The sequence below is a fragment of the Acinetobacter psychrotolerans genome, assembly GCF_048552595.1.
GTDB lineage: Bacteria > Pseudomonadota > Gammaproteobacteria > Pseudomonadales > Moraxellaceae > Acinetobacter.
This window is the reverse complement of sequence record NZ_JBIMDK010000005.1, coordinates 62,563-79,042: the sequence shown is the minus strand read 5'-3', so window position 1 is coordinate 79,042 and position 16,480 is coordinate 62,563. Positions and strand designations below refer to the sequence as shown.

The window sequence follows — 16,480 nt, the reverse complement described above, 5'->3', positions numbered from 1 at the left end:
TTCTAAACAACCAAGTTGTAAAAGTCCTCTGCCATTTGATTTGGTACCTTAAAATCCAATCCTTTTGTATTTTCTGCTGATTATCTGATAGCTTAATGTATTTTATAATATCTACTTTTCACTTCTTTCCTAGTTCTATAATTACGATGATGAATTCATTCTTGCTTGCGGAACAGCTCCTCACCTAAAAGCTCTAAAACGGTGAGGTGCATTCTCGTAACAGTCACCTTTTTTGCTCATTAAACCTTAGAAACCATTTTTTGCAAATTTGCTTCGATATTAATGAATTCAATATTGGCTACCTCTATTAGGCGTGCTCAGTAAATTAATCAAATTAGTTAGACATCATACTCAAATTATGACTTAAATTTGAGCATCGTAGGAAACCTTTAACTTATATGCCCTTATGCCAACAAAGCTGTATACATTCAAATGCTACTGCCCTAATTTATTTTAAAATAAATACCCACTTAAAATATAAAACCTTGACCTCAAGATAGGTTGAGGTTTTATAGTGCTTGTATCTTGAAATTTATTTCGATTAATTGATTTTTTAAATACTTAGTACAACATAATTTTTTGAATATTTGTTGTTTAAAGTTCGGAACATAGGCAAAGCATGAGTAAACAACAACAGATCCAGCAAGATGCGTCATGGGGCGAGTTACTTAGCGGTAAAAATGGATTACGAACGTTAGCATTAACTGGCGGTGTCGCATTACATGCAATTAATATTTATATTGTGACCACCATTTTACCAAGTATTGTGCAAGATATTGGCGGGATGCAATATTACGCTTGGAATACTACATTATTTATAATTAGTTCAATTATTGGTTCTGCACTTGCAGCACAAATATTAGCGCAATTGACACCACGCTCAGCCTATTTACTTGGACTTATGATATTTGCACTAGGTTCAATTTGGTGTGGTTTAGCCAGTAATATGCCCTTACTTTTGGTGGGTCGTGTATTACAGGGTTTAGGTGGTGGTATCTTACTGGCGCTCAGTTATGCATTAATCCGAATTGTATTCGAACAACGACTCTGGTCAAGGGCAATGGGGATTACCTCAGGGATGTGGGGGGTCGCAACCTTGGTCGGTCCTGCAATTGGTGGTTTGTTTGCGCAATACGGTCACTGGCGTTGGGCATTTTGGTCTATTGTTCCAATTACATTACTCATTTCGGTTATTGTTATTCGTCAAATGAACTTGCAGCAAGAACGTCGTCAAACGAAAATCGCAATTCCTTTTGCACAAATTGGCTTTCTAGTATTGAGTATTGGATTACTCAGTTTAATGAGCTTAACCCATCATCTGTGGCTCAATATTGTAGGTATTTTAGCTGTAATTTTATGTATTGTTGCAATCGCCAAGATTGATGCAAAAAGTACCACTAAGCTAATGCCCACAGGTGCTTATACGATCAAACATCCAATCGGGCTAATCTTTGTAGTGATGATTCTGATGATTGCGGGACTTACAACCGAAGTTTATCTACCTTATTTTTTACAAATGATTCAGCAAACCACACCATTAATGGCAGGATATTTGACAGCGATTATGGCAGGAGGATGGACTTTAGGTGCTTTTATTACCGCCAATAAGACACCCACTCAAGTAACAAAAATTTTTCGCTATTCACCATTGATGATTATTGTGGCTTTGGTAGCTTTGGCACTCTTTATTCCTATGCCAAATTTATTACATGCTGATGGACTTATTATTTTATTTGTCATCGCATTGATCTCTGTCGGACTAGGAATTGGACTTTGCTGGCCGCATCTAGCGATACATGTATTCAATACAGCAAATAAAGGTGAAGAGAACCTTGCATCTTCATCTGTTGTGACCATTCAACTGTTTGCGATGGCTTTAGCAACTGCAATTGCAGGCATCATCGTCAATAATGCAGGTATTACTGCTCCTGGCGGTATTGACGGCGCTCGTCAAGCAGCCTTATGGCTATTTGCACTATTTGCAATTGCGCCGTTGTTTGCATTTATACTGATTAGACGAATTAAATAGTATTGTATTAAGTGTAGGGAAGATATTTGAATGACTTCCCCGCACTGCTGAATTAATATTAAATCACTGTTAAAAGAGGCTTCATAAAATTAGATATCTACTTATTTAGCAAAGATCTTTCATAAATTATTTGCATAAAGTATTCCCAGTAAAAATCTCCTTTAAATTCAGTAAATATCTCCAATTAGATTTATTATATTGCTCAATGAACATTCTAAACTTCATACTTTTAATTTTTTTGTTGTCAGTTTTCCTAGCGGCTTTATGACAATAAATAAAAGGAGTGCTAGTTAACATCATACTTTTTGGCACAATATTTGAATTTTCTGTTGATAAAATAGCGAAATTTAATTTCCATTCCATCTAAGCTCTCCTTCAACTGATATTTCCACCTAAGGCTGCAATCAGTTGGGCTGTATTTTTTAACTGCAACTGCTTGAGCTGTAAAGTTGCCTGTTCCGCCTGTAAGGTTAAATTCTGTGCTGTGACCACTTCTAAATAACTGACTAAGCCAGCGTTATAGCGTCGAGTTACAACTTGTTCATTTTCTAAAGCAAGTTTAAATAGTTGAGCTTGTTCAGATTGTTGCTGTTTAAAACTGGATGACTGTAAAAGCGCGTCTTCAACCTCTTTCCAACCCGTTAAAACAGCCTGTCTATACGCTGCTGCTTTTTCAGCATAACTCGCTTGTGCTTGTGCAATCTCAGCCTTACGTTTTCCACCGTCAAATATCAATGCCGTTGTTTGTAATCCAGTCGACCACAAGTACTGTGGTGCTTGAAACAGTTGACTCAACACACGACTATTTACTTCACCCGTTAAGCCAATACTGAGATCGGGTAACCATGCCGTTTGAGCCAAGCCCAATTGGGCATGTGTTGCAGCCAATTCACGTTCAGCACGTATCACATCAGGGCGCTGGATAAGCATCCGACTTGGTAGCTGAGTTGGTAATGTTGGAACTTGAAAGTGCTGTTTCTGTTTGGCCAATTGAAATTGAGCAACCGTTTTACCTTGTACCACAGCTAAAATATTTTCTTGTAAATCACGTTCTCGCTGGGTTTCTATCTGCTGGATTTGCACTTGCTTGAGTTGTGTTTCAGCCTGTATCACATCCGCTCTCGCGATCATCCCTGCAATATATTGGTTATTTAAAATTTTGACGGAACGCTGATAACTGTGTTGGGTTTGTCGTAAAACATCCAACTGCGCATCCAGTACTCGGATATTCCAATAGCTTTCTGTGCCCAATAATTGTTGATTGAGTTTAACTGCAGCTAAGTCAGCCTGTGAAGCCTCTAAATTTGCCTGTTGCCCTTCAACTGCTTTGGCGACCCTGCCCCATAAATCAGGAATCCAACTGACCTGAACACCCGTTGTAAATTGGTTATTTGGCGTACTGTCCTTTGTTCCACTACGTTGTGCAGAACCATTTAACTTTAAACTTGGCAAACGGTTAGCGCGTTGCTGCTCAAGTAAGGCATTGGCTTGTTGATATCGTGCTTCTGCTTGTTTCAGACTCAAATTTTCTTGATTCAATTGTTGCATCAATTGACTGAGAATAGGATCTTGAAAGATTTCCCACCAAGTGTTGGCATTGACTTCCAAGCTTGAGGTTTTTTTCCAATTTAAAACAGCATATTTATAATGATCATCCGTTTGAAGGACTGGCACTTTATATTCAGGCGGATGCAACACAACAGTAGAATTGCATGCAGTCAATATCAAGAACACACTAAGGCACATGACATTTTTAACGATTAAACTCTGCATTATATTTTCCTATTTACCTCAATGAAGTGCATATTTATTTTTCAATTTCAAACAAGATTCAGCACATTTTTCCAACACCAAATACAAGACAGGCGTTGTATACAACGTCAATAATTGACCCAAGGCTAAACCACCTACAATAACCACACCCAAAGGCTGACGTAGCTCTGCCCCTTCCCCCCAGCTAAGTGCCAGTGGAATTGCACCCAGCAACGCTGCAGTATTGGTCATCAGAATTGGACGAAAACGGAGTGCTGCGGCAGACAAAATAGCCTGATATGCAGTCTTGCCTGCTCTTCTTTCTAATAAAGTAAAATCAATTAAAAGAATGGCATTTTTTACAACAATTCCGATCAATAAAAACATGCCCAAAAGTGCAATTAAGGTGAATTGGAAATTAAATAACCATAAGGTCAACAAAGCCCCCAAAGCCACTGCGGGTACTGTCGATAAAATCGTCAATGGATGAACCAGACTTTCATAGGTAACCCCAAGAACGATATAAATAAGTAAGATCACCACACAGACAAGTAACGGCGTCGATAAACCAGCCTGCAAACTTTCTGCCTCTACATCTTTATCTGTCATGATAAAAATTTCATTGGGTAACATGACTTCGGGTAAAACACTACGGATAGCCGCATCCGCTTGTTCATAGCTATAGCCTTGTTTAACCACATAACCAATCCCCATTGCGGCATATTGGTTGCGTCGATAAACCCTATCATTGGTGATGCCATAAGACCATGTGGCAAAATTACTTAGAGACACTGCAATACCTTGTTGATTTGGAATACGTACATTTGCCAGCGCTTCAGGGTGTTCAGTAAAGTGTTTATCAACTTCCATCACCACATAAAACTGTTGGGTTTGATCATAAATAGTCGAAATTTGGCGCTGCGAAAATGAGTTATTGAGTACGCTTGAAATATTGTCTATATCCACCCCCAAACGACGTGCTGTTTCACGGTCAATGTCTAAAGTCACATGCTGAGCACCTTCATCGCCCATGGTTTCAACTTCTTCTAACTCTGAAAGCTTCTGCATTGCCTGAGCAACTTTAGGCACCCACTGACGTAGCAACGCAACATCATCAGATTGCAGTAACAACAAATAATCTTGCCCACTTCCACTTGAAAATGGATCATCCAATTCTAGTTCCTGTTTGACTTGTGCAGAAAAAATCGCACCTGCCAGCCATGGGGCATTTTTTTTAATTCTATCTACAATTTCATGTGAAGATTTGCCATCTCGCTCTGCTTTGGGTTTTAAACTCACCATTAAAAAAGAATTGGTGATTCCGCCAGCACCACCAGACGTACCAATCACATCTTTGACTGCGGGATCCTTTAATACACTTTCACTAAAGGTGGCGATTTTGGGTTGCATAATTTGAAAGGAGAAGCCATCATCCCCTCGAATAAAAGCTTCAACCCGTCCGGTATCTTGCTCAGGTAATACACGTTTGGGTAATGTTTGGTACACATATACAGAGGCAGCAATTGCACCACTCCATAGCAAAATAACCAAATAACCGTGTTTAATCATCCATTTCAATGAATGCAAATAGAGCTGACTCAAACCTTGCATCAAGCGATGGCTATAGCGATATAAAGCTTGATGTTGATAGCTCTCCAATGGTTTTAAACAGCGCGCAGATAAGCTTGGCGTAAGGACTAGGGAGACAAATACAGATAAAATAATAATAAAAATCAGTGTTAAAGAAAACTCTCTAAACAATCGTTCGATTACACCGCCCATAAATAGCACGGAAATAAAGATCACCACCAAAGCCAAATTCATTGCCAGCAAGGTCAGACCGACTTCTCGAATACCATTTAAGGCAGCCTGTATAGGCTGTTCACCCTGTTCTATATGACGTTCAATATTTTCCAAAACTACAATTGCATCATCAACCACGAGCCCAATCGCAACAATCACCGCCATAATAGACAAGTTATTCAATGAAAATCCAGCGAGATAAACCAGGCTGCATGCGCCAATCAAAGTCACCAGTAAAGCAATACTTGGAACAAGAGCACTTTGCAGACGACCTAACATCAGTGCGACCACAATAATCACTAAAAGCATGGAAAATAATAAAGTATCCCTTGCCTCATTTAAGCCCGCCCGAATAATTTCCGATCCATCCATCACTGTGGTCAGTTGTGAATCTGCTGGAATTAATCTGCTTAACTCTGGTAGTTTTTCTTTGATCTTTTCAATTGTGGCAACGGTATTTGCATTGGGTTGACGGCTGATTTTAATAATAACCGCTGGTTTGCCATTGTGAAAACCACTTACATAACGGTTTTCGACCGAATCCTGTACCTCAGCCACATCTTTTAAACGGACAACTGTCTGACCATTTTGATGAACGATCAAATTGGCAAAATCATCCGCTTTTTTTAAACGACTTGGAAGCTCAACTTGCCAACGTAACTGTTCAGTTTCAATTACCCCTAAGGCTTGTACTGTATTACTTTTTACAATCGCTTCCCGAACTTGCTCCAAAGACACCCCTTGTGAAATCAAGGCATTTGGATTGAGTTGAATTCGCACAGCTGGCATAGATGCCCCGTCAATGACAACTTCCCCAACCCCATTAATTTGCGCAAGATTTGGCTGGAGCTGATTGCTGGCAATTTCATAGAGTTTGCCCGCAGAAAGATGTTCTGAACTCAGTGCCAAATAAAAAATTGGACTCTGGCTTGGATTAATCTTGAAATATTCAGGAGGGCTTGGCATTCCAGAAGGCAGCTGTGACATTGCAGCATTGATTGCAGCTTGGACTTCTCTGGCGGCTTCATTGATGTCAGTGTTTAAATCAAAATGCAAAACCACTTGGGTTGCGCTTTGATTACTTGACGAATTTATCGCTTTTACCCCTGAAACACCCATCATGGCACGCTCTAACGGCGTCGCCACGGTGGCAGACATGCTTTCAGGACTTGCTCCTGGTAAACTTGCTCGCACCACAATCGTTGGAATATCTGCCTGTGGTAAGGCGGCTACAGGTAAGCGAAAATAGGCCAATATACCCAATAATACAATTGCGATTCCCAGTAAAATACTGGCAACAGGTCGGTGAATAAAGGTCGAGAGAAAAGTCAAAACTCTCTCCTTGTCGTATCATGATCTGTGGGTAAATCATCTACAGGTAAATCTGAATTGGTATGTTGCAATGAATATTGCAGACGATCAAAAAATAAATAAACCACTGGTGTAGTAAATAACGTGAGGACTTGACTTAAAATCAAACCACCCACCATGACGATCCCAAGAGGCTGACGTAATTCAGCCCCTGAACCCGATGCAAGCATCAATGGAATTGCCCCAACCAGTGCCGCAAGTGTGGTCATTAAAATTGGGCGAAAACGCATCAGTGCGGCTTGATAAATCGCTTGCTGTGGTGACAATCCGTCATTACGTTGTGCAGCCAAAGCAAAATCCACCATCATGATGCCATTTTTCTTGACCAGACCAATCAATAAAATGATCCCAATCAAGGCAATCATGTCCAATGGTCGATTGACCATAAACAATGCCAACAAAGCACCAATTGCAGCAGATGGCAAGGTAGAAAGAATGGTTATCGGGTGAATAAAACTTTCGTACAGAATGCCTAACACAATGTACATGGTCACTATTGCTGCAATCACCAACCAGAACGTATGTTGTTGCGAGCTCTCATAAGCAGCAGCTGCGCCTTGTAGTTTCACCTTCACTTCTGTTGGTAGATTTAGACGCTGTTGTACGCGATCAATCGCTTTGATCGCATCCCCGAGCGCGACCCCTGATGCAAGATTAAAAGATACCCCATTGGCTGGAAATTGTGATTGTTGTTGCAGAATAATAGGCACGCGTTTTTGCACAATATTGGCAACAGAACTGAGTAATATCGGCTCTCCACTTTTATTATGAATATAGGTTTGCCCTAAAGCATCTATACCTTGAGTGAATGTTGGGTCAAGTTCTAAAACAATACGATATTGATTAGATTGCGTGTATAAAGTTGCAATCTGGCGCTGCGCAAATAAATTTTGTAAAGCTAAACTGATATCTTCAATGTTTAAACCCAAACGTGCTGCAGCATCTCGATTGACATCAATAAATGCTTGTAAGCCTTGTCCACCCTCTTCACTGGTTACTTGTGCAAATTCAGGTTGTTGTCGTAAAGCATCAACAAATATAGGGGTCCATTCGGCTAAATCTGTCGTTTTAGCAGCGGTTATACTCAGTTGATATTGAGTTCGACTGATTTTATCTTCAATGCTCAGCTCTTGTACTGGTTGCATCCAGCCTTGAATCCCGTCAACTTGAACGAACTGTCCTCTAAGTCGTGCCATAATTTGATCTACAGGATCTCTTTCAGCATGCGGCTTTAGATTAATTAAAATACGTCCATTACTTAGTTTTGGATTATTGGCATCTATACCAATAAATGAAGACAAACTTTCCACAGCAGGATCTTTTAAGATCTGCCCCGCGAGTGTTTGTTGACGCTCACTCATAGCTTGGAATGAAATATCATCAGGCGCTTCAGTCACCACCTGTATGACACCACTGTCCTGTACAGGGAAAAAGCCTTTGGGAATCATCCAATACAGCAGACCTGCTAAAATGACGGTACTCAACATCACAGCAAGTGTCATTACTTGATGCCGAAAAACCCACTGTAAAGCTTGACCGTATTGCTGGATAATTCGGTCTAAACTCCAGCGACTGTGTGAACTGGAATGTTTGGTACTTTTTAATAAATATGCACACATCATCGGGGTCAATGTGAGTGACACCACCAATGAAATTGCGATTGCAGCTGCTAAAGTGACAGCAAATTCGTGAAACAGTCGCCCAACCACGTCCCCCATAAACAGTAATGGGATTAATACAGCAATTAGAGAAATCGTCAGGGAAATCAAAGTAAAAGCTATTTCCCTAGACCCTTTGAGTGCTGCTTGTAATAAACTTTCTCCAGCCTCACGATGTCGTGCAATATTTTCCAACATCACAATTGCGTCATCGACTACAAAGCCTGTCGCAATGGTAAGCGCCATTAAAGTCAGGTTATTAACAGAGAATCCTAAAAAATACATGACGACAAAAGTACCAATAATCGACAGTGGTACGGCAATACTAGGAATAATCGTAGCGGATAAATTTCTTAAAAATAAAAAAGTCACCATCACCACCAAGCACACGGCAAAAACCAATTCTTTTTGCACATCATCAATGGAGCTGCGAATACTCTCAGTTCGATCGGTTAACACTCGAATTTTGACATTTTCAGGCAGATTCTTTTGTAGTTCGGGCAATATCTGTTTAATCTGATCTGCAACTTGAATCACATTGGCATTTGGTTGACGCTGCACATTGACTAAGATTGCAGATTGACTATCTGCCCATGCAGCCATATAGCGGTCTTCACTACTTTCGATGACTTTTGCCACATCTTTCAGACGTATCGGAGCACCATTGTTCCAGCGTAAAATTAGATTTTCATAATCTGCAATCGAACGAATCTGATCATTGGCATCCAACATGGTGGTTCGATATGGTCCATCAAAGCTGCCTTTGGGTTGATTTGCATTGGCAGAATTAATGGCGGAGCGCACATCCTCAGCACTCATTTTATAGGCAGCAAGTGCCGTAGCATTCATTTGCACGCGTATTGCTGGACGTTGCCCCCCAGCAAGGCTGACCATCCCGACACCTGAAAGCTGAGAAAGCTTTTGTGCAACTCGGGTGTCCACCATGTCGTAAACTGTGGTTAAAGGTAAAGTTTCTGAGCTGATAGCAAGGGTAATCACAGGAACATCAGCAGGATTTACTTTACGGTAAACCGGTGGTGCTGGTAAATCATTGGGTAATTTACTGCTGGCGGTACTGAGCGCTGACTGTACCTCTTGTTCAACGACACCAAGTTCTGCACTCAGTTCAAACTGCAAGGTTATGACGGAAGCCCCCACTGAACTACTGGAAGACATTTGCTTTAAACCCGCAATTTTGCCCATTTCTCGTTCGAGTGGTGCAGTGATTGTGCGTTGTACTGTATCGGGATTGGCGCCAGGTTGAAAAGTATAGACTTGAATAATTGGATAATCGACCTGTGGCAAAGCAGAGACAGGCAACAACCGCCAAACCAAGAAGCCACTCAACAGCAGTGCTAACATCAATAATGTGGTTGCGACTGGACGTAAAATAAAGAACCGTGAAATATTCATGATTTATCCAGCAGTTGGCTTGGCCGTAGAAATTGGCTGTTGATTCTCTACAACAATTTGAACTTCTTTGCCTTCCGAAAGACGATCAATTCCTTCAAGTACGACTTTTTCGCTACCCTTTAATCCGTCTAAAACTTCAATTTGACCATTCGAGGTCATACCCAGTTTTAGCATCCGAATTTCGGCTTTGTTTTGCGGATTGATGATATAAACATAGCTGCCTTTTGCGCCATGTTGTACAGCATCGTTCGGGATGCTGATTGCATTTTGAATGGTTTGAGTATTTAAACGCACATTGACAAACTGATTCGGAAATAAAGCATCATCATCATTATCAAAAATTGCTTTTATTTTTAAAGTTCCAGTACTGATATCAATCTGATTATCTATTGCTTGTACATGCCCCAGCGCAAGTTGTTTTTGTTCTGTTTTATCCCAAGCACTTACCAGTACCTTATCACCATTTTTTAAGGATTGACGCAGGTTTGCTAAGTAGTTTTCTGTCACTGCAAATTGCACAAAAATAGGATGAACTTGAGTAATACTGACTAAACCAGCACTTTCATTGGCTTGAATCAGGTTACCAGCATCTTTCTGTCTAAATCCAACCCGCCCATCAATAGGTGAATAAATTTTAGTATAAGACAGCTGTAGTTTTGCGGCATCCACTTGCGCCTTGTTCGCTTGTATCTGTCCTTTGAGTTGATTGACCAGAGCGAGTTGTTGTTCTACTTGTTGTTTCGCAATTGAATCTTGTTTAAACAATAATTGATAACGCTTCAACTCTGTTTCAGCATTTTGCAATTGTGCTAAGTTCTGTTGTTGTGTTCCTTCAGCCTGTGCAAGTGTGACTTGAAACGGCACTGAATCAATTTGTGCAAGGAGCTGACCTTTTTTTACGGTTTGCCCTTCTTTAAAATAAATCTGCTGTAAAACCCCAGAAACCTGACTTTGTACATTCACAATATGCGTAGGAATGACTGTACCAATTGCTTTGATTTCAACCTGTAAATCTTGTCGTTGTACTGGCACAGTTCGTACGGGTACAGGTTTACTCCATTGGCTATATTCCTCTGCGGGTTTGGATGAGGTTTTTTTCCAATAGAAACCTGCTAGTCCGAAAATAAGCAGCAGCATAAATCCAATTAAATATCTAAACTTATAGGTAAGTTTTCTTTCTGATTGGTTTACATTTTCTAGTAGATCACTCATAAAAATTCTTACCTAGCCTTCACAAAAAATTTACATCCCTCAATTGGGATAAATTCAAAATAAAATTCACTGTACGGCTTGAAGTGGTAAAAATATAACTTAAGCCAGCACAGATAAAAACAATATTGCATATGATAATCGTTATCATTATTATTACAACCTTATTTCATCAAAAAATTATCTTCTTGGAATTAGGTAAATAAATGAATTTACATATAAAAAAGCAACTATGGTTTCATCATATTTATCAAACCCACCAAAATGCTTTGCTATTATGGTTTAAAAGTAAATTAAATAATCATCACCAATGCGAAGACTTAAGCCAAGAAGTCTTCTACCGTGCATTTAAAAGCGACTACTCTTTTGACAATATTCGAGAACCCAGAGCATGGCTTATCAGTATTGCAAAGCATGTGATTATTGATCATTGGCGACATCAACACATTGAACTGTCATATCTAGAAACACTAATTCATACATGTCAGCAAACTTCCCCATCAGCTGAACACGAAATATCTATGCGCGAAGTCCTCTGCCAACTACAGCAAAAATTAGATACACTTCCGCATCGAGCTGCTCAAGTATTTTTATTATCACAATTAGAAGGTCTAACGTATAAATCCATCGGAGATAAGCTTCAAATATCAGAGGCAACAGTAAAACGTGATATGAAACAGGCTCTCGTCATATGCAATGATGTCTATAAAAACACATATTGCTAAAAAATAATAACATATTGATATAATGTAATATTTTTATAAAGATAAATATTTAAAAATTCATTCTAATAAATTTTCTACATTAAAATAAAAAAAATTGATCTCTTTCTAAAACAAAAACGACTTATACATAAATTTAACAGTTATGAGATATTCATGAAGGGACATCACGTTACTCACGCTTTGGCTTTCGCCATTCGCACGATACTTTGGGGCGCACCAATTACTTTAATTCAAGTAAGCGCATTTGCTGAATCCAAATTAAATGACACATCTAAAGTTCCAGAGAGTCAGCTTCCGACAATTACTGTAGTCGCCAATACCGACACGCCAGTTACAGAATTAACTGGACTTTACACTGCGAAAGCTACAACAGCATCCACGGGATTGACACTTAGTTTAAAAGAAACACCTCAATTAGTTAGTGTAATTACACGTCAACAAATGGAAGACCAAAATCTGACTCAACTGACTGATGTTGTTGCACAAGCTGCTGGTTTAACAATTAATCAAGGCGGAAACATCGGTTCAGATAATTCGCCTATCTATGCTCGAGGCCAACAGGTTGATAATTATTTACTTGATGGTGTAAAACTACTCAGTTCGTATTCCAATATTTTTCAAAGCCAAGATACTGCACTCTTTGACCGAGTTGAAATTGTACGCGGTGCTAACGGACTGATGACTGGAGCTGGTACTGCAAGTGCAAGTATCAATATGGTTAGAAAAAAACCACTACAGGATTTCAAGGCTTCTGTTAGTGCAAGTGCTGGTTCTTGGGATACTTATCGAACTGATATTGATGTTTCATCACCACTGAATCAGTCTGGGAATATCCGTGGTCGTGCCGTATTAGGTTACCAAGATGGTGATTCTTATATTGATCGTTACAGTGAAGAACGTAAAGTTGCTTATGGGGTAATCGAAGCAGATTTGACTGATCGAACTAAAGCAAGTCTTGGTGTAAGTTATCAACAAATTGATATTTCAGGTATCGCACGTGGCGGTCTACCCTCTTATTACAACGATGGTACGCTCATTAATTGGTCTCGCTCAGACTCAGCAGCAGCAAGCTGGGCTTATTCTAACCGCGCAACAACTGGTTATTTTGCCGATATTGAGCACCAATTTAATGAATATTGGAAACTCAAAGGTACAGTTGCACGAACAATTACTGCTTCTGATGAAGTTGTTGGTTACACATACTCGTATGCAGGTATTGATAAGCAAACTGGTGCAGGTGCAATGCTCTATGCGACTCGTTGGGATTATGAACCAACTCAAGATTTATTTAACTTAACGTTAAATGGTTCATTTGATTTATTTAATCAAACGCACGATGTCATTATTGGTACTACATACACAAAAAGTGAAAATGAACGCCCGACTTATTCTGGCTGGAATAATGGTATGTCATGGGATGGTAATTTAGACAACATTTTTAGCTGGAATGGCAGCAATCCAAATCGTCCAGCAACCCAAATTGATGGTTGGTATGGAAGTGATGAAACAAGCAAGTCCGTATTTGGAGCAATGCGTTTAAAGCCTACAGATGATCTTGCTGTAATTTTAGGCGCACGAGTTGAAGACTGGCAGCGAATAAAAAAAGACCATAGTAATACTTCTAATACAACAGAAATTACACCACAGGAAGAAAATGGTGAAGTTATCCCATATATTGGCTTAACATACGATTTAACTGATCACTGGACAACTTATGCTAGCTATACAAATATTTTTCTGCCACAAGACAAAAAAACCATAACAGGCTCATATATTGATCCTTTGACTGGAAATAGTACAGAGTTTGGGATTAAAGGGGAATTCTTTGATAAGCAATTAAATGTTGGTGCTGCTATCTATCAAACTAAAGAAGACAATAAAGCAATTGCCTTAGATATACCTTCGACAGATGGCTCAACTGTTTATAGAGCTGAATCAGGAACAAAAAGTAGAGGAGTTGAGCTAGAGGCTACTGGTAAAATTACGAATCTATGGCAAATATCTGCTAGTTTTTCTCGTAATTTATCTCAAGACAGTAATGGTGATACTTTAAATAGTAATATTCCAGATAATACAGCCAAGCTATTTACAACTTATACATTACCTTATTTAAATGAAGCATTAACAATCGGTGGCAGTCTACGTTGGCAAAGCAAAATCTATTCAGATGAAACTCGACCCAATTTTGTAGATACTTTCACACAAAATAGCTATACCCTTGTAGACTTAATGGCGCGCTATAAAATCAATGATAATTTATTGCTTAATTTTAATTTAAATAATCTATTTAATGAAAAATATCATTTAGCAACAACTAATAGTTACTACGGCGCACCAACTAATTTTAGAGTAGGTGTAAAATATAATTGGTAAATTTATATTTTTAATCAATTTTTATTATAAATATTAAAAGTTTGGGAAGTACCTACATGCTAGAAACATAGGTACTTCTTGTGCTTAATAAATTCACTGAATTAGGTAGACCTCATTTGAACATATAAATTCAAAGCTAAAAATATTTCGTCTCCTTAGTGAGCGATATAGAAATAGACGTAAATGATTTGGGTTAAGAATGAATTTAATAGCAGGGCTTGTAAATTGGATGATTAAAAAATAACTTACGCAAGAGCTCTATTGTTTAGACAGAAAAGAAACTGGTTAAAAATTTAAGCAAAATACTCGATCGATTGCATTACACATTATTTGCAAAGAAAGTGCTTTTTTAATATTTGCTCAAGCAAGAACCATCCCAAACACTATAGTACCGTTACCAAGTAAAAATCGAGCAAATATTCATCACACAATAGTAGAAAAAATCATATTGATATTTCTACTCATTATTAAAAAAGTCGCAACACCTTACATCTTTTAGCAAATAGTAGAATTAAAATTTTTGAGTGAATATGCCTTGGCTGATACGTTTTTATACAATCCAGATTGGAACAAAATTAAAATATCGGTACAATAGCTCACAGTCGAGGGATGCTGCGACGTTTTACAGGCTGTTTTGAATACAGCAATGTAAAATTGCTAGGCTCGACCATTGGTATTCTACTCAGAATAACTAACAACGGCATCCGCGAACATACTGATCCATTTTTTCATTTAGGAGATCGTGATGAACGCGGTTAATGCTTCATTTACAGATTATAAAGTTGCCGATATTTCACTTGCTGATTACGGTCGTAAAGAAATCAAACTTGCTGAAGCTGAAATGCCTGCTCTAATGGGTTTGCGTAAACGCTATGCAGCGGCAAAACCACTTGCTGGCGCAAAAATCCTCGGTTGTATCCACATGACCATTCAGACTGCGGTTCTTATTGAAACCCTAGTTGAATTAGGCGCAGAAGTTCGTTGGACATCTTGTAATATTTTCTCAACTCAAGACCATGCTGCTGCTGCTATTGCTGCTGCGGGTATTCCTGTTTTTGCTTGGAAAGGCGAAACTGAAGAAGAATACAACTGGTGTTTAGATCAACAAGTCAATGTAAATGGTACGCCTTGGGATGCCAACATGATCTTGGATGATGGTGGTGATTTAACATTACTTGTTCATGAAAAATACCCACAAGTGATTGCAAAAATTCACGGTGTTACTGAAGAAACAACAACAGGTGTACAGCGTCTGTATGAAATGTTACGTGATGGTACGTTGAAAGTTCCTGCAATCAATGTAAATGACTCTGTAACAAAGTCTAAAAACGACAACAAATACGGTTGCCGTCACTCGTTAAATGATGCGATTAAACGTGGTACAGATATGCTTTTATCTGGTCGTCGTGCGCTTGTAATCGGTTATGGTGACGTAGGTAAAGGTTCTGCACAATCACTTCGTCAAGAAGGTATGATTGTACGTGTCACTGAAGTTGATCCAATCTGTGCAATGCAAGCATGTATGGACGGTTATGAAGTTGTTTCTCCATACAAAAATGGCGTACAAACAGGTAAGAAAGAAGACATTAATCTTGATCTTCTTCAAAATACTGATTTGATCGTAACAACAACAGGTAACTACCACGTTTGTGATTCTGCAATGTTAGATTCATTAAAAGCAGGGTCTGTGGTTTGTAACATCGGTCACTTTGATACTGAAATCGACACCAACTACTTACGTGGTTACAAATGGGTTGAAGTTAAGCCACAAGTACACCAAGTGTATCGTTCAGAAGATGAAAGCAATTATTTAATTCTTCTTTCTGAAGGTCGTTTAGTGAACCTTGGTAATGCGACTGGTCACCCATCACGTATTATGGATGGTTCATTTGCCAACCAAGTATTGGGTCAAATGCATTTATTTGCTGAAAAATTTGCTGATCTTCCTGAATCTGAAAAAGCGGCTCAAATCCGTGTAGAACTTATTCCTAAGAAATTGGATGAAGAAGTTGCTGCGGCAATGGTTCTTGGTTTTGGTGGCGTGTTGACACAATTAACACAAGTTCAAGCTGATTATTTGGGTGTTGCTGTTGAAGGTCCGTTTAAATCTGAGACTTATAAGTATTAATTTTTTATTCACTCATGCT

General features: G+C 39.0%; 10 protein-coding genes and 1 pseudogene. 5 read left to right on the top strand and 6 right to left on the bottom strand.

Annotated elements, in window-relative coordinates:
* Positions 1–2 precede the first annotated feature (2 nt).
* Positions 3–246: pseudogene (locus ACG94X_RS06195) on the bottom strand (IS3 family transposase); the annotation flags it as partial.
* Positions 247–619: 373 nt separating this feature from the next.
* Here ACG94X_RS06195 and ACG94X_RS06190 point away from each other — a divergent pair.
* The gene (locus tag ACG94X_RS06190; RefSeq protein WP_419382874.1) at positions 620–2,029 is read left to right on the top strand and encodes an MFS transporter; all 1,410 of its coding nucleotides are present in this window, start codon (positions 620–622) and stop codon (positions 2,027–2,029) included.
* 126 nt (positions 2,030–2,155) lie between these two features.
* Here ACG94X_RS06190 and ACG94X_RS06185 read toward each other — a convergent pair whose 3' ends face one another.
* The 5 genes from ACG94X_RS06185 to ACG94X_RS06165 are packed head-to-tail and all read right to left on the bottom strand — an operon-like array spanning position 2,156 to position 11,238.
* Positions 2,156–2,392 carry a hypothetical protein gene (locus ACG94X_RS06185; protein WP_419382873.1) on the bottom strand — a complete coding sequence of 79 codons (237 nt, stop codon included), beginning with the start codon at positions 2,390–2,392 and terminating at the stop codon, positions 2,156–2,158.
* A 12-nt stretch (positions 2,393–2,404) separates the two neighbouring features.
* Positions 2,405–3,802, bottom strand: a complete 1,398-nt coding sequence (locus tag ACG94X_RS06180; protein WP_419382872.1) for an efflux transporter outer membrane subunit — start codon at positions 3,800–3,802, stop codon at positions 2,405–2,407.
* 18 nt (positions 3,803–3,820) lie between these two features.
* Positions 3,821–6,916 carry an efflux RND transporter permease subunit gene (locus ACG94X_RS06175; RefSeq protein WP_419382871.1) on the bottom strand — a complete coding sequence of 1,032 codons (3,096 nt, stop codon included), beginning with the start codon at positions 6,914–6,916 and terminating at the stop codon, positions 3,821–3,823.
* Positions 6,913–10,026, bottom strand: a complete 3,114-nt coding sequence (locus ACG94X_RS06170) for a multidrug efflux RND transporter permease subunit (RefSeq protein ID WP_419382870.1) — start codon at positions 10,024–10,026, stop codon at positions 6,913–6,915. The genes ACG94X_RS06175 and ACG94X_RS06170 overlap by 4 nt, the downstream gene beginning before the upstream one ends.
* A gap of 3 nt (positions 10,027–10,029) precedes the next feature.
* A complete protein-coding gene (locus ACG94X_RS06165) occupies positions 10,030–11,238 on the bottom strand; it encodes an efflux RND transporter periplasmic adaptor subunit (protein WP_419382869.1) in 1,209 nt (402 codons plus the stop codon).
* A gap of 203 nt (positions 11,239–11,441) precedes the next feature.
* On the opposite strand from ACG94X_RS06165, the gene ACG94X_RS06160 reads away from it, so the two are divergent.
* The 4 genes from ACG94X_RS06160 to ahcY all read left to right on the top strand — a co-directional run bounded on the left by ACG94X_RS06160 (position 11,442) and on the right by ahcY (position 16,461).
* Positions 11,442–11,960 (top strand): RNA polymerase sigma factor, encoded by a 519-nt coding sequence (locus tag ACG94X_RS06160; protein ID WP_419382868.1) that lies wholly within the window; start codon positions 11,442–11,444, stop codon positions 11,958–11,960.
* 153 nt (positions 11,961–12,113) lie between these two features.
* The gene (locus tag ACG94X_RS06155) at positions 12,114–14,333 is read left to right on the top strand and encodes a TonB-dependent siderophore receptor (protein WP_419382867.1); all 2,220 of its coding nucleotides are present in this window, start codon (positions 12,114–12,116) and stop codon (positions 14,331–14,333) included.
* A 609-nt stretch (positions 14,334–14,942) separates the two neighbouring features.
* Complete coding sequence (locus ACG94X_RS06150; RefSeq protein WP_419382866.1) at positions 14,943–15,092, top strand: hypothetical protein; 150 nt, start codon at positions 14,943–14,945, stop codon at positions 15,090–15,092.
* Positions 15,079–16,461, top strand: a complete 1,383-nt coding sequence (ahcY, locus tag ACG94X_RS06145; RefSeq protein ID WP_419382865.1) for an adenosylhomocysteinase — start codon at positions 15,079–15,081, stop codon at positions 16,459–16,461. The genes ACG94X_RS06150 and ahcY overlap by 14 nt, the downstream gene beginning before the upstream one ends.
* Positions 16,462–16,480: the final 19 nt, after the last annotated feature.

What these genes read in the sequence shown, in the direction of transcription:
- ACG94X_RS06190 (WP_419382874.1), top strand. Translation starts at nt 620, where the DNA reads ATGAGTAAACAACAACAGATCCAGCAAGATGCGTCATGGGGCGAGTTA.
- ACG94X_RS06185 (WP_419382873.1), bottom strand. Translation starts at nt 2,392, where the DNA reads ATGGAATGGAAATTAAATTTCGCTATTTTATCAACAGAAAATTCAAAT.
- ACG94X_RS06180 (WP_419382872.1), bottom strand. Translation starts at nt 3,802, where the DNA reads ATGCAGAGTTTAATCGTTAAAAATGTCATGTGCCTTAGTGTGTTCTTG.
- ACG94X_RS06170 (WP_419382870.1), bottom strand. Translation starts at nt 10,026, where the DNA reads ATGAATATTTCACGGTTCTTTATTTTACGTCCAGTCGCAACCACATTA.
- ACG94X_RS06165 (WP_419382869.1), bottom strand. Translation starts at nt 11,238, where the DNA reads ATGAGTGATCTACTAGAAAATGTAAACCAATCAGAAAGAAAACTTACC.
- ACG94X_RS06160 (WP_419382868.1), top strand. Translation starts at nt 11,442, where the DNA reads ATGAATTTACATATAAAAAAGCAACTATGGTTTCATCATATTTATCAA.
- ACG94X_RS06155 (WP_419382867.1), top strand. Translation starts at nt 12,114, where the DNA reads ATGAAGGGACATCACGTTACTCACGCTTTGGCTTTCGCCATTCGCACG.
- ACG94X_RS06150 (WP_419382866.1), top strand. Translation starts at nt 14,943, where the DNA reads ATGCTGCGACGTTTTACAGGCTGTTTTGAATACAGCAATGTAAAATTG.
- ahcY (WP_419382865.1), top strand. Translation starts at nt 15,079, where the DNA reads ATGAACGCGGTTAATGCTTCATTTACAGATTATAAAGTTGCCGATATT.